Below are 21,905 nucleotides of genomic sequence, written 5' to 3'. Positions count from 1 at the left end.
CCTCAGCCCTTCCATTCTTCCGTGATCGGCGCGAGCCGCAACCACGGATGGCGGAACGTCATTTGGCTGAAGAGCGCTTCATAGGAGGTCGATGTCTCGGTGCGGAGCATGGAGGTGCTGTGAACCCGGTAGCGGCAGAGGATTTCCGGCACGAAGAGGGCTTCGTAGCCATGTTCGATGAACTTGCACCAGAAGTCGTAGTCTTCCCAACCGCCCTCGAGATGCGTGTAGCCGCCGACATCGGACCAGGCCTGGCGCGAAACCAGCGCCATCGCATCGATGTAGTTGCCGTGACGCAACCGATTCGGCTGCCAGACATCGGCCAGCCCAATGCCGCGGCGGTTCCCGTAGACTTCCAGCTGAGAATAGGTTGCCGCGGCGCCGCTGTCGTTCGCCGCCTGTTGCAGCCGGCCGATCGCGCGCGGGTAGATTTCGTTGTCGGCATCGATGACGAAGACATGACTTGCGCGAGCCTGCGAGAAGGCAGTGTTGCGCGCTTCCGCCAGGCCCTGGTTGCGCCGGTGCCGGATGAGGCAGACCCGCGTGAAGCGCTCGTGCTGCGCCTCCATCCAATCCCGCGCCACGGCGGCTGAATCATCCACGGCCGAGGCATCGTCCACGACAATGAGCTCCAGGGCCTTGTGTCGCTGCGCGGCGATGGAGGCGAGGCATTGCGGTACGAATTGGGCATAGTTGTAGAGGCTCACGGCCACCGTCACCAGGGACGGGTCGGGGGCGTCGTCCCGCGTGCTTTCGAACAGGATCTCTGCCGGCGGAATACGCATCATGGTGCCCGGGCCTCCCTGGCGAGCGCATCAATTTCGACCCTGTGGGACGCGAAGAACCGCAACAGCTTCAGCGCCGTGTGATGCGGCGCGAGGTCGCTGGTCAGCAGGTTCCTGCAGTTGCGCTGGACCCGCGCGGCCTCACGCCGTCCATCGGGTGTCCGCAGCAGCCATTCGATGAGGTCCGGGATATGCCGCGGGATCTCCTCGAAATAGTGTTCGCCTGGCACGAAGTTCGGGTTGGGCAGACAGGGATCCGACACAACGACACTTCCGGCACACATGCCGAGCCGGACCATGCGGTGCCACTCGAAATATCCAAGCTCGTCGCGGTGGATGTTCAGGGTTATCTTGGCATGGCCGGACACGTGACCGGCGATCTGCGTCAGCATGCCGTCCTCGCCGTCGCCCAGGATTGGCCCGCTGGTCGCGTGGCGGCGGTAGGCGAATGTCTCGTAATCGGCGAGGAAGCCGGCATTGCGCGCCATGAAGGCGTCCCGCCGCGGGCTTGACGTGCCAAAGAAGGCGATGTCGATCGGCCGGTCCGCGAAGGGCCTGTCGGGTAGTGGAACGTCCCGGGCCGCGCTCGGCAGCGCCCGGAAAAGCGGATGCGCCTTTTCCCGCTCGCTGAGGCTCCACATGCGCGGCTTTGCGCCCGGCAGCACGTGCAGCGCACCGGCGCCGGTGCGGAGAAAAAGATCGGCGGTCTGGGCGCAGATGTCGAGCACGCCGCGCGACATGAGCACGAACGGCAGCGCGAGGTTGAACCAGTTGGTCTGCACCTGTTCGGTGCCGAGCATGAAGCTGTGCGAGATGACATCGTCCCGCACCCAGTCGCGCCCCCGCCCGAGGATGAAGAATTCGTGCGGCGCCACGAAAAGAGAGATCGGCGGCCGGGCATTCATGTCCGACCACTCGTCGAGCAGATCGACGTCGAGTCCGACGCAGCGGAGATCCGCGGCGAGGTCCCCGGCAATCTCCTCCATGAAGACATTGCCCTGCGAACTCGCGTAGATGCCAATCCGGCCGGTGGCAGCGACCAGGCGCTGCAACTCTCCGGCCTCCTCCGCGGGTTCATCGAGGGAACGCTTCGCGTGCTCGAAAAGCCGGAAGCCGCTCAACACCCGGGCAAGGTCCTCCTGACCGATCCCGCCGCGGCCCTCGAGGGCGCCTGATTGCAGGAAGTGTGCATGTGGTTCGATCCCGGCCTGGGCAACGTCAGGATAGCGGCGCAGGTAATCCTCGCCGTCGAAAAGTGGAAAGTGGCGCAGGCGGTCGACAGCGGCCTCCAGCGTTATCGCGTGGACGTCGCCAAGCGTGGCGCCGAATTGCCGGATCGGCGCCTTCTCGTGAACCGGTTCGGCATCGATGATCGGCTCGGGTGACGGAGGTGCCGGCTCCGGCGGGGGCATGACCGGCGCGGAAGCGCCCGGCCGGATGCCCTGAAGCCTGCGAATGCGTTGCCGCACCGGGACTGGCAGAAGCCGGCCTACCGCCTTGATGCGTCCCCGCAGCCGCGGTAGCGGGCCATCCGCAACCTGCGGCGCCGCGGCCACCGTCTGGACTACCTGCACGTGCGCGCGCGCGGCGTTCTCAGCGTCAGCCCTGCGCAGGGCCTCCTGCAGCGCGGCGATGTCGCGTCGTGTCGCAAGCAGTTGCTCCGTCTCCTTGGCCGCGACGTCGCAGGCTTCCCTCATCCTGACCTCGGCGTGATGCCGCGCGGCCGAATGAGCCTGGACCCGTTCCCGGAGCGCCGCCTCGTTCTTCAGGCGCGCCACACGTTCATCTTCGTAGGCGGCGCGTTCAGTCTCGTAGGCGGCGCGTTGAGTCTCGTAGGCGGCGCGTTCAGTCCCGTGGGCCATGCGTTCAGCCTCGCGCGCTGCGCGTTCCGCACTTCGGGCCGCACGTTCGGCATCGTGTGCGTCGCGAAGGTCTCGACAGGCCTGTTCCGCAGCGAGGAGATGCTGCTGGAGCTTGGCGATCTCCTCCTCCGGCTGGTAGGTCGCAGTGCGTGTCCAGGGAAAGACGTCCCGGGCGTCCGGACCCGCCACCATCGCTCGTTCGACAGCGGCGAGGGTGGGCAGTTTCGCTTCCTGTCGCAGATTGGCCGCGGCAAGGTTGCGAAGGTCGGCGAACTCCTCCGCCGAAGCCTCTCGCCGGTAGCGCCGGGGCAGGCCGAGCAGGTTGGAGAGCAGATTCTCCGGGTGCACCAGGGCAAGGCCCTTGCCATCTGCGCGGGAGCCGGCCGGGATCCGTTCCGCGGCCTGGCTGCCCTCTCGCGCGAACACCAGGCAGTTCTGCGCGTACCACCACTCGACCCGTGGATCTGCCCATAGCGTTGAGCGGAACGGGTCGAAGGTCGCAAAGCCCTGGTCGCGGAACAGGATGGACCAGTATTCCGGCCACTGTTCGTTCACATGGTGGGTGCCGTGCTGGAAGGGAACGGCGGCGGAAAACAGGACAATGTCGGCGAGCGACGCCAGTTCCGCGACCAGTGAGGCTGCGCGCGCGTGCGGAAGGTGTTCCGCAACCTCCATGCAGATCACGAGGTCGAAGCGGGTCGCGGCGTGGCGCCCGAGGGCCTGCTGCAAGGGGGTTACCGCAAGGTCGGCCTGAAGAAACCGGTCGGGGTCAATGAGAAGGGCGGCTCGATCGACGTAGTCCCCATCGATGCCGACCACGTCCTCCGTGCCCAGCTCGATCGCAGCGCGAAGCCAGCTTCCCACGCCACAGCCGATATCCGCGATGCGTCGTGGATGAAGCATCGGGAAGAGGTAGCCGAGAACAACGCGCGCCGATTCAAGGCTGCGTTGCGACTGGGCGTCGAAGAAGGCTTCATCGTAGGGCTTGCCGGTGCGGGTCATCGTTGCCTCGCTGATCTCGACTGGGAGCCGGTGGCGCGGAGCACGCTGTCCGGTGTGCGCGAGCCGCCCGGCACCGCGCCGTCCAACGTGCCGGCCTTTCGCGTTGCGCGGCGTTCGGTCACTTCGAATCCAGGAACTCGTGGATCCGCGACATGGTTTCGGCCGGGAAGGCGCTGTCCCAGTCAGACGGCCAGGCAACGCGTGCACCGGCCAGTCGTCCCTCCACATCCTCCACCCTGCGCATGGCCTCGACCAATCCTTCCAGGATCGCCTCCACGGTCGGCGCCACGCCGATCAGGTTGGCCGAGATCGCTTCCAGCCGCGCAGCAGTCTTGTTGGCAAAGGTGTTCGTGACCGCCAGCATGCCGGCTGCGGCCATCTCCAGCGGAACCAGGCTCGGATGCGGCGTGAGCATGAGCGAGAGCCCCGCGTCGAAGTTCGGCATCATGTCGATGTAGTCCTGCAGGCTGGTCTTGGGCACGAGTTCGAGCGGAACGCCTGGTGCAAGCTCCAGCATGTTGGTCCTGTCGATCGAGCCGATGCCGTGGAAGGACCATTTCGCGAGATCGATACGGGGGTCCTGGACCAGCCGTGCCAGCGCAATCATCCCGAGCTCGAACAAATTCCGCGCCGCATGGTCTTCCGGCCGCGCGTAGAAAAGCAACCGACGACGACTGCGCTGGAGTTGTTCCCTGCGTGGGTGGAACTGCTGAATCGCATTGTTGAAGATCATGGCGTTCGCTTCAGCGTTCGGCCGCGAGAATACGCCGATCTTCTCCTCGCGGAAGAAGTCACGCAACAACTCGGTCGAGAACAGCGCAACCTGCGGAAAGGTGTAGGCCTGCTGGAAAAGCGCGCTGATCGAGTTCATCGGCAGGAAATACGGCTCGTATTCCTGCACCATGAACAGGAACCGGCTGCCGCCAAGCTGCTGCAAGGTGTTGTGGGCGATGTGGGCGGCCCAGCAATTCGTGGCGACGAACCGGTCCTCCGGGTTCACCTCGACCGGAAGGCCTCGGTCGAAACGGGAGATGACCTCAACCTCGTCGAACAAGGTCGTCAGGCCGGGATACTTCTGGATCTGCCGGCGCCAGTCGTCCAGCTTCCAGTCCGTCTGCTCATGCAGGATGATGCGGGCGCGGTATCCGTCGCGGCTGAGGCGGAGGGCCAGGTTGAACATGCCGATGTAGCCGCCGAAGACGTAGCGGAAATCGATCGTGGCCAGCAGCAGGTTCACCCGCTTCGGGTGTGCGTCCGAGACATCGAGCGTCAGTGGGGAGATGTTGTGGTTGATCCACTTGGTGCTGCCGAATTCCAGCACCGAAGTCCCGATCCGCTTCGCCTGGTTCTGCTCCGGTGCAGGTGCCGGTGGTCCGCCGAGCGGTCCCTCGGTCGCGCTGCGGGGATCTCCCGCGATCACGGCGTGCAGCAGCCGCGATCCCGGCTGCTCGATGCGCAACCGCACGAGGTCGCGCCGCTTCATGCGGAATGCGAAGTTCCGGAGGCGCGTGCCCGTCATCGCCCACAGATACATCCCCTCCAGGTTCAACGTCGCGCGGCCGGACCGCGTGGCGGCGATCTTCTCCGCGGCGGCGGCGGCGAAGGAGGTCTCCAGCCGTGCAAACCGCTGCAGCTGGTCGCGTCGCTTCTGCTCGGCCTGGGGGTGCCGAAGCAGCAGCGTGCGAGCCAACATGACGCGCTGCTGCACGAACTGGTGGTCGTTGACCGATTGCCGCAGCTGCATTGCAGCACGCCGCGCCATCTCCCGCGGACGCGGCAAGGCGCGAAGCACATCCTTTGCGGCGGCCGCGAAGCCGGGCCACTCGTGGTAGTTATGGCCGATCACGCCTTCCGAGTGCTGCACGTAGTCATACAGGGACCGATCGACATAGGTGATGCGTCCCTTCACGAGCGCGGTCAGGCCGATCCAGTGATCATGGAAGGTTGGGCCGATTGCAACCGGGAACGGCAGGATGTCGGGCAGCATGGAGGCCCGGAAGGCGCTTGCCGCGCCGGTGATGGTGTTGGCGACCATCAACGTCGGAAGATCGGTGTAGTTGTTGCGGCGGGTGGTCCAGAAAGTCGTTGACCTGACTGCTCCGGCTTCGTCCACGACCTGGGCATCGCTGTAGGCCAGTTGCGTGTCTTCGCCGAACGCCGCGACGAGTGTCGCCAGCTTGTCAGGATGCCAGACATCGTCCTGGTCGCAGAGGGCGACGAAGTCGGCATCCGCGGGCGTGCGTCGCAGCCCCTCCTCGAAGTTGAGGTAGAAATTCCGCCGGACCTTGTTCTGGAACAGGAAGAAGCGTGGGTCGCTCTTCACGAGATAGCGGATGTGTTCGTATCGCTCGTAATCGGTGTGGTCGTCGACAATGATGCAGACCCAGTTCCGGTGGGTTTGCGCCTGAAGGGACGCGATCTGCTTCACGAACAGGTCGCGGGGCGGGTTGAAGGTGGCCATGCATACGGCCACGCGCGGCTCGTCCGGCTCGGGCCAGGTGACGATTGTCGGTGTTGCGCCATGCCCCGGTTGGAGCGTGATCTGGCCGAGCCGCCGCTCCTCGACAGCACCGTTCCTGAGTGTCGCGCGCAAGGTCACCTCGACCTCCCGGGGCGCTGAAGCGGGACCAGCAACCATGGCGGCTTCGAACGGGACAAATGCTTCGAAGCCGCTGAGCAGGCTATTGCCGCTGACGTCGCTGCTCGGGCAGTGCTCGGCAAAGATGTCTGCCCGTGCCCATGAATGATTGGGAACGGAAGTAACCACTCCGCCAGCGACGATAGAGAGGAATTTGATCTGCGAATTCGCCGAATAGCACCAGCCACGCACATGCAGGAGGAAACCATTTCCGACCAGAAGCTCGTCAGGCAGCGCCGCGTCAAGACCGAAACGAAAATGTGAAAGGGTGCTCATCATCGTGATATACTGTGCGACGTCCAACGGATGTTGTGGATTCGGTTCGTTGAGCAGCTTCGGTGCGAGTGGTCAAGACGTTAATGCTTGACCAGGATCACATCTTTACGAACACAGGATATTGAGATTTTACGAGAGGCCAGCTTGGCTTGACGCATGGTTCAAGGCGTCGACGGATTCGGCCGCCGCCGCTTCATCATGTCGTCCGGCCGGCGGTGCCGCCCGGCCAAGGTTGCAGCCCGGCCGCAGGTACAACCCAACCACCGCCGTGCTGGAGCAGCAGTGACCTCGTACAAGCATGCTTCGCACCTCCTGCAGGGATCCTTCGGGACGGTGGTGGTTCGACCCGGCCCGGCATGAGCCGGGCGGTTCCGCACCGGCGCCTTCGAAAGGGGGAACAACTCCGGCGGCCGTACCGGCGCCAACAGGATTATCGGCCCCAAGGGCGCCCGCGCAACCGCATCGTCGGCAGCAGGACCACCGCGTTGCGGCGGGGTTGCGGCCCGGCCGTTCCGCAAGCGTGGGGGCGGGGTTCACGGTTGCGGTACATCAACGCCCGCGGCGCCGCCATCATGCAGGCTCTGGCCGCCAGACCGAGCCCGCCCCCTCCCTCCGGAAGCATGAACCTCGATGCGTCGCCGCACCGCCCTGCTGCTCGCCGTGCCGGTGCTGCTGGCCGTGGCCGTCACCTTGCTGCCGCGCCTGCGACCCCTCGAGGTGGAAATCGCGCCTGGCGAGACCAACATCCCGGTCACCATCTTCGGCCTTGGCACGGTCGAGGCGCAGACGCTGTCGCGCATCGGGTTCGAGGTGCCCGGCACGCTCATCGAACTTGCCGCGGACCACGGGGATGAAGTGCCCGCCGGCACGGTGCTCGCACGCCTGAACCCGGCCGGCCAGGAAGCCCGTGTCGCGCGCGCCGAAGCCGGGCTGCAATCGGCGCAGGCCGTGGCCGAACGCGCCGAGGCGCAGCGCGAACGTGCGGAAGCCGTGCAGGCGCAGCGGCAATCCACCGCACGACGTCGCCGCGACCTGGCGCAGCGCGGGGCCGGCAGCGCGGAAGCGGCGGAACTGGCGGAGACCGACGCCGTGCTGGCGACGGCCGACCTGGCAGTGAATCGCGCCGACGCCGCCGTGGCCCGTGCCGCCATCGCCGATGCCCGCGCGAACCTGCTGGCGGAACGCAACACGCTGGCCCGGCACACCCTGCTCGCCCCCTACGACGCCCTGGTGGTCAGCCGCCAGCGCGAGCCGGGCACCGCGCTCAACCCCGGCGAGGTCGTCTTCACGCTGATCCCGCCCGACAGCCTCTGGGCGCTCACCCATGTGGATGAGGGGCGGGCAGGGGACCTCGCGGTGGGCCAGCCGGCGCAGGTCACGTTGCGCAGCCGCCCCGGCCAGCCGGTGGCGGCGGAAGTGGTGCGGATCGGCCTGGAGGCCGACCGGGTGACCGAGGAGCGCCGGGTCTATCTGCGCTGCCGGTCCTGCCCCGCGCGCCCCATCCTCGGCGAACAGGTCGAGGCCCTGATCGAGACCGGGCGCCTGCCGCGCGCCAGGCTGGTGCCGGAAAGCGCGGTGCACGGCTTCGACGGATCCGCCGGCACGGTGTGGACGGTGGAGGACGGCCGGCTGGCGCAACGCCACCTGCACTTTGCCGCGCGCCTGGTCGATGCGCGGCTTGCCCTCGTCGAGGGGCTTCCCGAGGGCGCCGAGGTCGCAACCCGCCCCACAGCGTCCTTCCGCATCGGCCGCGCTGCCCGCGCCGTGCCCGCGCCATGAACCTGGCGCTCGCCGATATCCGTCACGGCCTCGGGCGCTTCCTGCTGACCTGCGCCGGGGTCGGCCTGCTGATGGCGGTGGCGCTGTCCATGGTCGGCATCTACCAGGGGCTGGTGCGGGAAGCGCTGGCGCTGACGCGCAGCCTGGGCGCGGATCTCTGGGTGGTGGAGGCCGGCACGCGCGGCCCCTTCGCCGAGGCCTCCCGCATCCCGGGCGATGTGCGGGAGATGGTGGCCCGCATCCCCGGCGTCGCCGCCGCCGGCAGCCTGGCGTTGCGCACGGTGGAGGCGGAGGGGCCTCGGGGCCGGCTGCGCCTGCAGGTGGCGGGCTACGAGCCTGGGCGGCCCGGGGGGCCGGCCACGCTGGTCGTCGGCCGTGGCCTGGGCGGCGCACGGTTCGAACTCGTGATGGACCAGCGCGCCGGCCTGCCGCTGGGTGCCACGCTGACGCTGGGCCGGGACCGCTATCGCATCGTCGGCCTGACGCGCGGGCTGGTCGCCTCCGGCGGCGATCCACTGGCCTTCGTCACGCTGCGGGATAGCCAGGATATGCAGTTCCGCCTCTCACCTCCGGCGGCGCGGCGGGCAGCCGCGGCGGGGGCGGCGCCGGCCGCGACCGACATCGTCAACGCGGTGATCGCCCGGCTGCACCCCGGCGCCGATGCGGATGCCGTGGCGGCGAATCTGCGCCGCTGGAAGCACCTGGCCGCACTGACAGCGACGGAGCAGGAGGACCTGCTGACGAAATCCGTGGTGCAGCGCGCGCGGCTGCAGCTCGGCATGTTCACCGTGGTGCTGCTGTTCGTGTCCGGCGTGATCATCGCGCTGATCATCTACACCATGACCATGGACAAGCGGCGGGAGATCGCCACGCTGAAGCTGATCGGCGCCCCGGACCGGACCATCGCAGGCCTGGTGCTGCAACAGGCGATGCTGCTGGGAGCCCTGGGCTTCACCGCGGCCGTGGCCCTGGTCTTCGCCGTGCGGGACAACTTCCCTCGCGCGGTCGAACTGGGACCGGCCGAGATCGCGGTGATGGCCGGCGTCATCGCGACCATCTGCCTGGCCGCCAGCCTGGTCTCCATCCGCACCGCCCTGCGGATCGACCCGCAGCAGGCGCTCGGCTGATGCAGGGAACGCCGCCGCTGGTTCAGCTCGAAGGCGTGGCCCGCACCTTCGGCCAGGGCGAGGCCGCCGTGCGCGCGCTGTCGGACGTCACGCTGGCGGTCCAGGGCGGAGAGGTCGTCGGGCTGCGCGGCCCGTCCGGCAGCGGCAAGTCCACGCTGCTCAACATCATCGCCTGCATCCTGGAACCCAGCGCCGGCCGACTTCTGCTGGGCGGCGAGACGGTGTGGGATGGCGGCTACCGCGTGGCGGATTTGCGCCGGCTGCGGCGGGAACGCATCGGCTTCATCTTCCAGTTCCACAACCTGCTGCCGTTCCTGAGCGCGGTCGACAATGTCGCGCTGGCGATGACGCTGGCCGGCATGAAGCGGGCCGAGGCACGGGCGCGGGCGCGGGCGCTGCTGGATGAATTGCAGGTCGGCCGGCGCGCCGACGCCATGCCGGCAAACCTCTCGGGTGGCGAGGCGCAGCGCGTCTCCATCGCGCGCGCCCTGGCCAACACGCCGCCGATCATCCTGGCGGACGAGCCCACCGCGGCACTGGATTCGGAACGCGCCCGCGTGGTGATGGACCTGCTGCGCCAGGTGGCGCGCGACAGGCGGGCGGCGGTGCTGGTCGTCACGCATGACGAGAAGATCTTCGACCGCTTCGACCGCATGGTCTCCCTGCGCGACGGGCGGATCGAGGAGGATACGGCGGCGGAGATGCTGACGCGGCATGAGACGTGACAGCACCGGCCCCATCGCCTGGTGGGCTCCGGATCCCGCCGAGGCGCCGCTCATCTTCGTCACTCGCACGCCCGTGAACAGATGCGCGAACATTGCGCGAGCCTGATTGATATCGCGCAAGTCGCCGATGCACCGCCAGCCGTTAGGCTTCCTCCGGGTTCGGCCCCAGGAGGAAACAAGATGCGGCGGCGCCAGCTTTTCGTGATCGCGGCCGGGCTTCTGCCCGGCGCGGCCTTCGCCCAGTCCCAGCCGACTCCGACGCCTCCCTGGCGTGGGTCCGGCCCGCCAGGTTCCGCCGCGGAGCGCGAGGAGCGGCACCGCTGGCTCGAGGAGAACTGGAACAACCTGCCCGCCGAACGGCGCCTGGAGGCGCAGCAGCGCTTCCATCGCGGCATGGGCGCGCAGCGACCGGGCGATGAGGAGATGCGGCAGCGCTGGCAGGGCATGACGCCCGGCCAACGCCAGGAACTGATGTACGGTCCGCACCGGATGGGCCGGGGCGGCCGCCACCGTATGGGCGGGCCCATGGGCCCGCCTGGCGGACCTCCACCCGATCCGCCCCGCCAGGGCGGCTGACGCCGTCTGCGTCAGCCCTCGGACCGACGCCGCGGCGGGAAGCGGTTGAGCGGGATCTTGAGATAGGAGGTGCCGTTCGCCTCCGGCTCCGGAAGTCGCCCGCCGCGCATGTTCACCTGCAAAGCATCCAGCATCAGCGCCGGCAGCGGCAGGTCGGCATCGCGCCCGCGGCGCCTGCGCACGAACTCCGCCTCCGTCACGCCGTCGTGGACGTGGATGTTGTGGGCGCGATGCTGCGCGACCGTTGACTCCCAGCGCGGTTCGCGGCCACCCGGCTGGTAGTCGTGCCCGGTGAAGAGTCGCGTCGCCGGCGGCAGGTCGAGCAGGCGGCGGATCGACCGCCACTGCGCCTCTGCGTTCCCACCGGGAAAATCGGCCCGCGCCGTGCCGCCATCCGGCATGAACAGCGTGTCGTGCACGAAGGCCGCGTCGCCGATGCGATAGGCGATGGAGGCCGCGGTGTGGCCCGGCGTGAACAGCACCTCCGCCTCCAGGTCGCCCACCCGGAACCGCTCGCCATCCGCGAACAGGCGATCCCACTGCGACCCGTCCGCGGGGAAATCCGGGAGGTTGTAGATCTCCTTCCAGATGCGCTGCACGTTGACGACGCAGGCGCCGATGGCGATCGGCGCGCCGAGCCGCCCCTTCAGATAGGGCGCGGCGGAGAAGTGGTCGGCGTGCGGGTGGGTGTCCAGGATCCACTCCACCTCCAGCCCACCCTCGCGCACAAAGGCGAGCATACGGTCGGCGAAGTCGCAATAGGTGGCGCGCGCATTGCGGTCGAAGTCGAGCACGGGGTCGATCACCGCGCAGCGCCGTGTGGCGGGATCGGCGCAGACATAGGCGATGCTGCTCGTCTCCCCGTGGAAGAAGCCGGTCACGACGGGGGGGTGGGGCGATTGGGACATGGTCGGTTGAGGTGCTCCGAGGTGGCGGCGCTGGCGCGGTTCGGGGTCGCGGGCAGGTTCGGCATCGGCGGGCTGCTTCCGGCGGTCGGTCTCACCATTCCCGCTGCGCCTTTTCGGGCTGAAAAGATGACGAGCGCCTCCGCTCAACACTCCGAACCCGCCGCGGTTCCAAAAAATCGGGGAACCGGGGCCGTTGCGTTGCCTGCCCTTGCGTATGGATCTGACCGGGCCGCCGCCGACCGACGCAACAGCCAGGCGACAGGAAGGCGCGGGCGGCTGCCCAGGCAAAGCGCGTGGCTCGCCGCGCCGAACCTACGGAGCGGCGTCACCGTTGACCCAGGTCATGGCTGCGGTGGCGTTGTCCGGTCAATCTGCGGTTCAGTGGAGCCGGGGAAGGAGCCGCCTTTGTCCATCGCCATCTTCATCACCCAGGACCGGATCCCGGCTCATTCCGGGCGCTGCGCGGCCTGATGCAGGACCGCCCGACCCCCGGGGACGACACGCCCTGGCATGCCGTCACCGCCGAGGCGGCATTGGCCCGCCTTGCCTCCCGCTCCGAAGGCCTCGGCGCCGGGGAAGCCGCGCAGCGTCTGGCCGAGCATGGGCCGAACCGATTGCCCGCCGGCGCCCCGCGCAGCGCCCTGCGCCGCTTCCTGGCGCAATTTTCCAACCTGCTCATCTACGTCTTGCTGGCCGCCGCGGCGGTTACGGCGCTGCTCGGGCACGCGCTGGATGCCGCGGTCATCCTCGGCGTCGCCCTGGTGAACGCCGTCGTCGGCTTCGTGCAGGAAGGCCGCGCGGAGCAGGCGCTGGAGGCGATCCGCGGCATGCTGACGCCGCACGCCTCCGTGCTGCGCGACGGGCGGCGGCTGACCATCGACGCGGCGGCGGTGGTGCCCGGCGACCTCGTGCTGCTGGAAGCCGGAGACCGGGTGCCGGCCGACCTGCGCCTGATGCGGGCGCGCGGCCTGCGGATCGAGGAAGCCGCCCTGACCGGCGAATCCGTCCCTGTGGAGAAGTCGCTCGATCCCGCACCGGCCGAGGCGCCGCTCGGCGACCGCGCCTCGATGGCCTTCTCCGGCACGCTGGTCGCGGCCGGCAGCGGCACCGGCCTGGTGGTCCGCACCGGCGCTGCGACGGAGTTGGGCCGAATCAGCGGCATGATCGGCGATGTCCAGCAACTCACCACGCCGCTGCTGCGCCAGATGGATGCTTTCGCGCGCCGCCTGACCTTCGTGATCCTGGGCCTCTCGGCCCTGGTCTTCGCGGTCGCCCTGCTGCTGCGCGGCTACGGCGCGGAGGACGCCTTCATGGCCGTGGTCGGCATCGCGGTGGCCGCGATCCCGGAAGGGCTTCCCGCCGTGCTGACCATCGCGCTGGCGATCGGCGTGCGGCGCATGGCGGCGCGCAACGCCATCATCCGCCGCCTGCCGGCGGTGGAGACGCTCGGCGCCGTCTCCGTCATCTGTTCCGACAAGACCGGCACGCTGACCCGCAACGAGATGGCCGTCGCCGCCGTGGAAACCGCCGCCGGCCGCTTCGGCGTCTCCGGCAAAGGCTACGCGCCGCAGGGTGCGGTGACACGGGATGGCGAGGCGCCGGACGCGGAGGCGGCGCCGATCCTGGCGGCGCTGGCCCGCGCCGCCGCGCTGTGCAACGACGCCGCGCTGCGGGATGACCCGGAAGCCGGTTGGCTGGTGGATGGCGACCCGATGGAGGGCGCGCTGCTCGCCTTTGCTGCGCGGGCCGGCGAATCGCCGGAGGCGGTGCGCATCCGCCTGCCGCGCCGGGACGAGATTCCCTTCGATGCCCGCCACCGCTTCATGGCCACCCTGCATGGCGGGCACGGCCATGCCTTCGTCTGCGTGAAGGGCGCGCCGGAGCGGCTGCTGGAGATGTGCGACCGGCAGCAGGGCGTGGCGGGCGCGGAGCCGCTGGACCGCGCTGCCTGGCAGGCGCGTGCGGAGGCGCTGGCCGCTGGCGGCATGCGCGTCATCGCGCTGGCCACCCGCGAGTTGCCGCACGGCACCGCGGAACTGCCGCCGCACGCCGTGGAACACGACCTGGTCCTGCTGGGCCTGGTCGGCCTGATCGATCCGCCGCGGGAGGAAGCGGTTGCGGCGGTGGCGGACTGCCAGGCCGCCGGCATCCGCGTGAAGATGATCACCGGCGACCATGCCGCGACGGCCGGCGCCATCGCCCGCCAAGTCGGGCTGCGCGGCGCTGGCGTGGTGGTGACCGGGGCGGAACTGGACGCGCTGGACGATGCGGCACTGCGCGCCCGGGCGCGGGACAGTGACGTCTTCGCCCGCACCAGCCCCGAGCACAAGCTGCGCCTGGTCGAGGCCCTGCAGGCCGAGGGCGCGGTGGTGGCGATGACCGGCGATGGCGTGAACGACGCGCCGGCGCTGAAGCGCGCCGATGTCGGCGTCGCCATGGGCCGCAAGGGCACCGAGGCCGCGAAGGAAGCGGCCGAGATGGTGCTGGCCGACGACAACTTCGCCACCATCGCCGCCGCCGTGCGGGAAGGCCGCAACGTCTACGACAACGTGCAGAAGGTGATCGCCTGGACCCTGCCCACCAATGGCGGCGAGGCGCTGACCATCATCGCCGCCATCCTGCTCGGCCTGACACTGCCGATGACGCCGGTGCAGATCCTGTGGATCAACATGGTGACCGCGACGACGCTCGGCCTCGTGCTCGCCTTCGAGCCGGCCGAGGCCGACATCATGCGCCGCCTGCCGCGCGCCGCGCGGGAGCCGCTGCTGTCCGGCTTCGTGGTCTGGCGGGTGGCCTTCGTCTCGGTGCTGTTCACCCTCGGCGCCTTCGGCATCTTCGCCTGGTCCGCGTGGCGCGGCCTGCCGGTGGAGGCAGCGCGCACGGCGGTGGTGAACGCCCTGGTGGTGATGGAGATCGCCTACCTGTTCAGCGTGCGCTTCCAGGCCGGCACCTCCTTCACCTGGCGCGGCGCGCTCGGGACTCGCGCGGTGCTGATCGGCGTCGGCGCGGTGGTGGTCCTGCAACTCGCCTTCACCTACGCGCCGCCGCTGCAACGGCTGTTCGCGACGCGGCCGCTCGACCCGGTGGCGAACGGCCTGCCGATCCTGGCGCTCGGCCTGCTGCTGATGCTGATCCTGGAGGCCGAGAAGGCGATCCGGCGCCGCCACTTCAGCCGGTAAGTTCGCGGCGGACGATGGCGGCGCCGTCCGCCAGCGCCTTCAGCTTGCCGAAGGCCCGGGCGCGCGGCATGTACTTCATGCCGCAATCCGGCGCCGCCACCAGCCGCTCCGCCGGCACGTGCCGCAGCCCGGCCCGGATCCGCGCCGCCACCGTCTCCGCCGTCTCCACCTCATGGCTGCCGAGATCCAGCACGCCCAGCATGATGGTCTTGTTCGACAGGTCGGACAGGATGCCGAGGTCGAGCCTGGGCTGCGCCGCCTCGATCGAGATCTGCTCGGCGATGGAATCGGCGAGCTGCGGCAGGAAGGAATAGCCCGAGGGCTTGTCCTGCACGACCGCCGCGTAGCCGAAGCACAGATGCACCACCGTCGGCCCCGATACGCCCTGGAGCGCGCGGTTGATCGCCCGCACGCCGTAGCGCTTCGCCTGGTCCGGCCGTGCCTGCAGCCAGGGCTCGTCGATCTGGATCACGTCGGCGCCGGCCGCGCGCAGGTCGCGCGCTTCCTCGGCCACCACCTCGGCATAGGCCATCGCGACGGCCTCGTCGTCGTTGTAGTACTCGTCCTCCGCCTGCATCGACAGGGTGAAGGGACCCGGCAGGGTGATCTTGATGCGGCGGTCGGTGTTGGCGCGCAGGAACTCCACGTCGCGCACCTCCACCGCATGGCGCCGGCGGATCGGGCCGGTGATGCGCGGCACCTTGGTCATCCTACCAGCCCGGCCCATCACCTCGGCGGGCGTGTCGACATCGACGCCGTCCAGCGCCAGGGCGAAGCGGTTGGAATAGCTTTCGCGCCGCATCTCGCCATCGGTGATGATGTCGATCCCGGCGCGTTCCATGTCGCGGATGGCGATCAGCGTCGCATCGTCCTGCGCGCCTTCCAGCACATCCTCGCCCACCCGCCAGATCTCACGCATGCGCACGCGCGGCACGACGTTCTTCGCCAGCACGGCGTGGTTCACCAGCCAGTCGGGCTGCGGGTAGCTGCCGACGACGGTGGTCGGCAGCAGGGTCGTGGTCTCGGCCATGGCGAATCTGTCCTTCCCGCTGCCAGCGGATCGTGGGGTCGGGCGGAGGATGGCGTGCCGGACTGCGTCCGACAATAGCGGTAAAACAGATTGACAAGCGCATTTTATCGGGAAAATCTGCGGCCGGGATGGAGCGGAACATGCTGGTTTTCGGGGATTGAGGCCGGGTGGCATGACAGCACCCGAGGTCACGCTCAGCTTCGACAACGGGCCCGAGCCCGAGGTGACGCCGCATGTCCTGGACGTGCTGGCGCGCCGCCGCATCCAGGCCAGCTTCTTCGTCATCGGCGCCAAGCTGGCCGACCCGGCCCGATACGCGTTGGCGGCGCGCGCGCGGGCGGAGGGGCACTGGCTCGGCAACCACAGCTTCACCCATGCCGGGCCGCTGGGCGACCGCCGCGACCCTGGCCATGCCGAGGCCGAGATCGGCCGCACCCAGGCCCTGCTCGGCCCGCTGTCCCATCCGGACCGCCTGTTCCGCCCGGTGGGCGGCGGCGGCCGGCTTGGCCCGCATCTGCTGAGCGTGGAGGCACGCGACCACCTGGTGGCACATCGCCACACCGTGGTGCTGTGGTCGGCGGTGCCCGGCGACTGGCGCGACCCGGATGGCTGGCCGGACATCGCCCTGGCGCAGTGCCTGGCGCAGCCGCGGCCGCTGCTGGTGCTGCACGACCTGCCCGGCGGCGCGATGCGCCACCTCGACGCCTTCCTGGGCCGCCTCGCGGAGGCCGGGGCGACCTTCCGGCAGGATTTCCCCGAGGACTGCGTGGCGATGCGCCGCGGCATCCCCACCTCACGCCTCCCGGCCACGACGATGCCGGATACGGCACAAGGAGACTTTGCATGGTCCGCAGCATGATCGACCGGCGTTCGCTGGCCATGGGCACCCTGGCCGGCATTGGCCTGGCCGCCGGCCCGGCGCGGGCGCAGGCCTGGCCGGCGCGGCCGCTGCGCCTGGTGGTGCCCTTCGCCGCCGGCACGACCACGGACCTGTTCGGCCGGGCGATCGCCAACCACCTGACGCAGGTGCTGGGCCAGAGCGTGGTGGTGGACAACCGCAGCGGCGCAGGCGGCAACATCGGCGTCGCCGCGGTGGCGCGGGAACGGCCGGATGGCTACACCCTGGTGCTCGGCACCAGCGGCACGCATGGCGTCAATGCCAGCCTCTACCGCGACCAGGGCTACGACCCGGTGCGCGACTTCACCCCGGTGGTGCCCTTCGTCACCGCTCCGGTGGTGCTGGCGGTGCGGCCCGAACTGGGTGCCGCGGATTTCGCGGGGTTCCTGGACCTCGCCCGCCGGCGCGACCGGCCGCTGACCTTCGCCTCCGCCGGCAACGGCACCACCGGGCACCTGTCCCAGGCGCTGGTCGACCTGCGCGGCGGGGTGAAGACCGTGCATGTGCCCTATCGCAGCGGCGCGCAGGCGGTGACGGACCTGCTGTCCGGCCAGGTCGACGCCATGTTCTACCACTACCTGCCGCTGATGCAGCATGTGCAGGATGGCCGGCTGCGCGTGCTTGGCCTGACCGCCGCACGGCGCACCACCACGCTGCCGCAGATCCCGACCATGCAGGAACTCGGCCTGCGCGACTTCGTGGTGGAAGGCTGGTGGGCCATCTACCTGCCGGCCGGCGCACCGCGGGAGGTGGTGGACCGGATCAACGCGGCGACGAACGATTGGCTGCGCCGGCCGGACTCGCTGGCGACGCTGCGCAACCAGGGCGTGGAACCGCTGGGCGGCACGCCGGAAGACCTGGCCGAACGGACCCGCACCGAGGTCGCCAAGTGGCGCGACATCATCCGCGAGGCCGGCATCGAGCCCAACTGATCAGGCTTCCACCAACAGGAACAATCGATCGCCCGCAGGGGCAGGAGGATGCGATGCAGGACCTCGACGTCAACGGGATCACCGACGCCGTCATCGAGCAGATGGCGACCACCCCCGATCCGCGCATGCGCGAGATCATGGAGGCGGCCGTGCGCCACCTGCACGCCTTCGCCCGCGACGTGAACCTGACGCCTGACGAATGGCTGAAGGGCATCGCCTTCATGACCGCCGTCGGCCAGGCCTGCACGCCCTACCGGCAGGAGTTCATCCTGCTGTCCGACGTGCTCGGCCTGTCCCGGCTGGTCAACGTGATGCACGACACCAAGGGCCGCGAGGCCACCGGCACCGAGACCAGCCTGCTCGGCCCGTTCTTCCGCGAGGATGCGCCCAAGGTCGAACTCGGCGGCAGCATCGCCCGCATCGCCGGCGGGCCGGAGATCCAGATCTTCGGCCAGGTGACCGACACCAACGGCCAGGGCGTGCCGCATGCGGTCATCGATGTCTGGCAGACCGATGCGGAAGGCCAGTACGACCTCCAGGCGCACGACCCCTCGGTGATGGACATGCGCGGCCAGCTGCGCTGCGACGATGCGGGCCGCTTCCACTTCCGCACCGTGAAGCCGATCGGCTACTCGATCCCGATGGACGGCCCGGTGGGGGAGCTGGTGCGGCAGCAGCACCGGCACGGCTTCCGCCCGGCGCATATCCACGTCCTGGTCGCGGCGCCCGGGCATCGGGAACTGGTGACGGCCCTGTATTTCGGCGACGACGCGCATGTGGACAGCGACACGGTGTTCGGCGTCTCGCAATCCCTGGTGATCACCGCGCGCGACGACCTGCCGGATGCGCCCGTGCAGGGCCTGCCGGGCATCCGCTACGACTTCACCCTGTCGCGCGACGCCGACACGGAAGGCGGGCGGGTCGGCTCCGACCCATCGAGGCTCATGCCCGCCGGCTGAGCCGCCGCACGCAACCAGGACACGCAAAGTGCCTGAACCAGTCTGGGAGGACGACCACCGATGTTCCGACGTGCAATGATGGCCGCCGCGGCCGCGCTGACCCTGGCCGTCCCGGCGGCCGGGCAGGCGCAGGAAGCCTTCCCGACCCGGGCCGTCCAGGTCGTCCTGCCCTATCCGCCCGGCAACGCCATCGACCTGCTGGTCCGCGCGCTCGGCGCGGCGATGACGCCGCATCTCGGCCAGTCCGTCGTCGTGCTGAACCGCGACGGCGCGGCGGGCTCCGTCGGCTCGGCCTCCGTGGCGCGCTCGGCGCCGGATGGCTACACGCTGCTGTTCGTGCCGGCGCTGGTCGCCTCCGTGCTGCCGGTGATCCAGCCGACTTCCGGCCTGCAGGCCAATTCCTTCCGGCCGATCTGCCAGGTCTTCAACAACTCCATGGCGCTGATCGTGAAGCCGGACAGCCCGATCCGCACCCTGGGCGATCTCCAGGCGGCGGCGCGGGCCCGGCCGGGGCAGGTCACCTACGGCACCCTCGGCGTCACCTCCATCCCGCACCTCGCCATGGTGCAATGGGCGCAGACGGCGGGTGTCGAGGTGGAGCACGTGCCCTACCGCGCCGATGCGATGGTGATGACGGAAGTGCTGGCGGGCCGGATCGAGGTCGGCTCCATCGTGCTCGGCTCCGCCGCCGGCCGTGACGACCTGCGCGTGCTGGCCGTCTTCGACACCCAGCGCCACCCGGACTTCCCGAATTCAGCGACCGCCGTCGAGCAGGGCTTCGACGTCTCGCCGGCCAGCTTCGGCGGCCTGTTCGCGCCGGCCGCCACGCCGCCGGACCGCATCGCCCGCATCGAGGCCGCCTGCGCCGCCGCCGCCGCCGGGGACAGCTACCGCGCCGCGGCCCGCACCGGCTCGCAGCCGACGAACTTCTACCTCGGCGCCGCCGACTTCACGCGCCGGGTGCAGACCGACGTGGAACAGAAGGCCGGGCTGCTGCGCGGCCTGACCATCAACCGGTAGAGCATCTTCAAGCCCGGCGTGCACGCCGGGCGGCTCGGAAAATGCGCCTCTGGCAGGCGTCAGCCGCCCGGCTCGAAGCCCTGCACGCCGGAGCGGCTGGCCAGTTCCACGCTCTGCGCGAAGGCATCGCGCCGGGCGAGGTTGGTCGCCGCCAGGCTGCGCAGGCGCCCGACGCCCTCCGGCGCGCTGTCCGGAATCGCGGCCTGCACGGTGAAGGCGGTGCCGGGCGCGTAGCCCGAGACACCGCCGCCCGCATCCGCCAGCACGAAGCCGCCCGCGGCCCGGCGCAGGCCCACATCCCGCCCCGCCTCCAACGTCGCGACCACCGGCGCCGTGCCATCCGGCCGCGCCCGCAGCGGCACGGCTGCCGACGCGACCGCCCGCGTGGTTCCGGCCTGCGGCGCCCGCGCCGCGGCCAGGGCTGCCCGCGTGCCGGGCGAGGCCGCCTCCACCGCCTGTTCGATCCGCGCGCTGCGGGCGGCAATCCGCTCGCGCGTCTGCCGGGCCTGGTCCACATCCCGGCGCAGCCGTCCTTCCGCCGCACCCAGCCGTTGCGGCAGCTCGGCGGCCGGGAAGGCGCCGGAGCCGGCGTCCGCCCGGATCACCCGCACCTCCGTCCAGCGGCAATACAGCAGCGCGTCGAAGGCGATCTGCAATCGCTCCAGCGCCGCATTTTCGCGCGCCAGCTCCGCGGCCAGTTCCTCCGCGGAGGGCGGGCCGGACCGGCGCGGCGGCGTGCCGAACAGGTCTCCTGCCGAGACGAACACCACCACCTGCGGGCCGCAGCTATCCTGCGGATCGGCCGCAACCGAGCGGGCCGGGGCGGCGGGCGCCAGCGCGCCCGGGGCGGCGCACCCGGCGCCGAGGGCCAGGATGGCGCCGCCGATGACGGCCAGTCTGAACGCGCCCAAGGCTATCTCCTGCCGGTTTCCGGCAGGACCGTCGCACCGCCGGACACAGGCGTCGAGGCCGGACGGGTTTCACCCGCTTCACGCCCTCAGCGCAGCGCCTCGCAGAAGCCGCGGATGCGGCGGCAGGCATCGTCGAGCAGCGCGTCGGCGGCGGCGAAGCTGATGCGGAAATGGCCCGGGAACATGAAGGCCGAACCCTGCACCGTCGCGACCCCGGCCTCCGACAGCAGTGCCAGCACGAAGTCCCAGTCATTCCCGATCCGCGTGCCGGCGGCGGTGGTGCGGCCGATGCAGGCCGTCATGTCCGGGAAGGCGTAGAAGGCGCCTTCCGGCAGGTGGCAGCGCAGATGCGGCGTCGCGTTCAGCGCGGCGACGACGCGGTCGCGGCGCGCCTCGTAGACCTGGCGCATCGCCTCCGTCGCCTCCTGCGGTCCCTCCAGCGCCGCCACCGCGGCGGCCTGGGCGATGGAGCAGGTGTTGGAGGTGCTCTGGCCCTGCAGCTTGTCCATCGCCTTGATGATGTGGCGCGGCGCGCCGCCGAAGCCGATGCGCCAGCCGGTCATCGCATAGGCCTTGGAACAGCCGTTCATCGTCAGCGTGCGGTCGCGCAGGCGGGGTTCGACCTGCGCGAAGGTGGCGAAGCGGCGACCGTCGAAGATCAGCTTCTCGTAGATGTCGTCGGTCAGGATGTGGACCTGCGGGTGGCGCAGCAGCACGTCGCACAGCCCGCGCAGTTCCTCGTCGGAATAGGTGGCGCCGGTGGGGTTCGACGGCGTGTTGACGATGAGCCACTTGGTGCGCGTCGTGATCGCCGCTTCCAATTGCTCCGGCGCCAGCTTGAAGCCCTGGTTCGGGCCGCAGGGCAGCAGCACCGGCGTGCCATCGGCCAGCCCCACGATATCCGGGTAGGACACCCAGCAGGGCGTCGGGATGATGACCTCGTCGCCGGCGTTGATGGTGGCGATCAGCGCATCGTAGATCACCTGCTTGCCGCCGGTGCCGACCAGGATCTCCTCCGGCGCGTAGTCCAGCCCGTTGTCCCGCTTGAATTTTGCCGCCACGGCCCGGCGAAGGGCCAGCGTGCCGGAGATATCGGTATAGCGCGTCTGGTTGGCCTGGATGGCGGCGATGGCCGCGTCCTTGATGTGCTGCGGCGTGTCGAAATCCGGCTCGCCGGAGGATATCGCCAGCACGTCGCGCCCCTCCGCCTTCAGCGCCTGGGCACGCTGGCGCATGGCGGTGGTGAGCGAAGGCTGGATGCGGTTCAGCCGGTCCGCGATGATCGACGTATCGCTCAT

General features: G+C 69.9%; 16 protein-coding genes. 9 read left to right on the top strand and 7 right to left on the bottom strand.

What is annotated here, in order from left to right:
* Positions 1-2 precede the first annotated feature (2 nt).
* From ACFHPP_RS09980 to ACFHPP_RS09970, 3 genes are all read right to left on the bottom strand, one after another.
* A complete protein-coding gene (locus tag ACFHPP_RS09980; RefSeq protein WP_437163119.1) occupies positions 3-788 on the bottom strand; it encodes a glycosyltransferase family 2 protein in 786 nt (261 codons plus the stop codon).
* Positions 785-3,649 carry a methyltransferase domain-containing protein gene (locus tag ACFHPP_RS09975; protein WP_437163118.1) on the bottom strand — a complete coding sequence of 955 codons (2,865 nt, stop codon included), beginning with the start codon at positions 3,647-3,649 and terminating at the stop codon, positions 785-787. The genes ACFHPP_RS09980 and ACFHPP_RS09975 overlap by 4 nt, the downstream gene beginning before the upstream one ends.
* Before the next feature lie 118 nt (positions 3,650-3,767).
* Positions 3,768-6,566, bottom strand: a complete 2,799-nt coding sequence (locus ACFHPP_RS09970) for a rhamnosyltransferase WsaF family glycosyltransferase (RefSeq protein ID WP_437163117.1) — start codon at positions 6,564-6,566, stop codon at positions 3,768-3,770.
* A 627-nt stretch (positions 6,567-7,193) separates the two neighbouring features.
* On the opposite strand from ACFHPP_RS09970, the gene ACFHPP_RS09965 reads away from it, so the two are divergent.
* From ACFHPP_RS09965 to ACFHPP_RS09950, 4 genes are all read left to right on the top strand, one after another.
* Positions 7,194-8,342 (top strand): efflux RND transporter periplasmic adaptor subunit, encoded by a 1,149-nt coding sequence (locus tag ACFHPP_RS09965; protein WP_437163116.1) that lies wholly within the window; start codon positions 7,194-7,196, stop codon positions 8,340-8,342.
* Positions 8,339-9,469: an ABC transporter permease gene (locus tag ACFHPP_RS09960; RefSeq protein WP_437163115.1), complete on the top strand. Its 1,131-nt coding sequence runs from the start codon at positions 8,339-8,341 to the stop codon at positions 9,467-9,469. The genes ACFHPP_RS09965 and ACFHPP_RS09960 overlap by 4 nt, the downstream gene beginning before the upstream one ends.
* Complete coding sequence (locus ACFHPP_RS09955) at positions 9,469-10,194, top strand: ABC transporter ATP-binding protein (protein ID WP_437163114.1); 726 nt, start codon at positions 9,469-9,471, stop codon at positions 10,192-10,194. The genes ACFHPP_RS09960 and ACFHPP_RS09955 overlap by 1 nt, the downstream gene beginning before the upstream one ends.
* 180 nt (positions 10,195-10,374) lie before the next feature.
* Entirely contained in the window at positions 10,375-10,770 is a 396-nt protein-coding gene (locus ACFHPP_RS09950) for a hypothetical protein (protein WP_437163113.1), read from the top strand.
* An 11-nt stretch (positions 10,771-10,781) separates the two neighbouring features.
* On the opposite strand, the gene ACFHPP_RS09945 is transcribed toward ACFHPP_RS09950, so the two are convergent.
* Positions 10,782-11,678: an MBL fold metallo-hydrolase gene (locus ACFHPP_RS09945; protein ID WP_437163112.1), complete on the bottom strand. Its 897-nt coding sequence runs from the start codon at positions 11,676-11,678 to the stop codon at positions 10,782-10,784.
* Positions 11,679-12,148: 470 nt separating this feature from the next.
* On the opposite strand from ACFHPP_RS09945, the gene ACFHPP_RS09940 reads away from it, so the two are divergent.
* On the top strand, positions 12,149-14,857 hold the full coding sequence (locus ACFHPP_RS09940; RefSeq protein ID WP_437163111.1) for a cation-transporting P-type ATPase: 2,709 nt from the start codon (positions 12,149-12,151) through the stop codon (positions 14,855-14,857).
* On the opposite strand, the gene ACFHPP_RS09935 is transcribed toward ACFHPP_RS09940, so the two are convergent.
* Positions 14,847-15,887, bottom strand: coding sequence for a 5-methyltetrahydropteroyltriglutamate--homocysteine methyltransferase (locus ACFHPP_RS09935; RefSeq protein WP_437163110.1), 1,041 nt, complete (start codon positions 15,885-15,887; stop codon positions 14,847-14,849). The genes ACFHPP_RS09940 and ACFHPP_RS09935 overlap by 11 nt on opposite strands.
* A 172-nt stretch (positions 15,888-16,059) precedes the next feature.
* Here ACFHPP_RS09935 and ACFHPP_RS09930 point away from each other — a divergent pair, with 172 nt between their 5' ends.
* From ACFHPP_RS09930 to ACFHPP_RS09915, 4 genes are read left to right on the top strand one after another with little or no spacing between them, the layout of a single operon-like run.
* The gene (locus ACFHPP_RS09930) at positions 16,060-16,746 is read left to right on the top strand and encodes a polysaccharide deacetylase family protein (protein WP_437163109.1); all 687 of its coding nucleotides are present in this window, start codon (positions 16,060-16,062) and stop codon (positions 16,744-16,746) included.
* Entirely contained in the window at positions 16,731-17,717 is a 987-nt protein-coding gene (locus ACFHPP_RS09925) for a Bug family tripartite tricarboxylate transporter substrate binding protein (RefSeq protein ID WP_437163108.1), read from the top strand. The genes ACFHPP_RS09930 and ACFHPP_RS09925 overlap by 16 nt, the downstream gene beginning before the upstream one ends.
* A gap of 53 nt (positions 17,718-17,770) precedes the next feature.
* Positions 17,771-18,676, top strand: coding sequence for a dioxygenase (locus ACFHPP_RS09920; RefSeq protein ID WP_437163107.1), 906 nt, complete (start codon positions 17,771-17,773; stop codon positions 18,674-18,676).
* Between the two features lie 60 nt (positions 18,677-18,736).
* Positions 18,737-19,696 (top strand): tripartite tricarboxylate transporter substrate binding protein, encoded by a 960-nt coding sequence (locus ACFHPP_RS09915; protein ID WP_437163106.1) that lies wholly within the window; start codon positions 18,737-18,739, stop codon positions 19,694-19,696.
* Positions 19,697-19,755: 59 nt separating this feature from the next.
* On the opposite strand, the gene ACFHPP_RS09910 is transcribed toward ACFHPP_RS09915, so the two are convergent.
* Together ACFHPP_RS09910 and ACFHPP_RS09905 are read right to left on the bottom strand one after the other, a co-directional pair.
* Complete coding sequence (locus ACFHPP_RS09910; RefSeq protein WP_437163105.1) at positions 19,756-20,607, bottom strand: hypothetical protein; 852 nt, start codon at positions 20,605-20,607, stop codon at positions 19,756-19,758.
* Positions 20,608-20,693: 86 nt separating this feature from the next.
* Entirely contained in the window at positions 20,694-21,905 is a 1,212-nt protein-coding gene (locus tag ACFHPP_RS09905; protein ID WP_437163104.1) for a pyridoxal phosphate-dependent aminotransferase, read from the bottom strand.

It is taken from the genome of Falsiroseomonas sp. E2-1-a20 (assembly GCF_051433195.1).
Lineage (GTDB): Bacteria > Pseudomonadota > Alphaproteobacteria > Acetobacterales > Acetobacteraceae > Falsiroseomonas.
The sequence above is the reverse complement of the archived record's forward strand: the minus strand, read 5'-3'. Positions and strand labels throughout refer to the sequence as shown.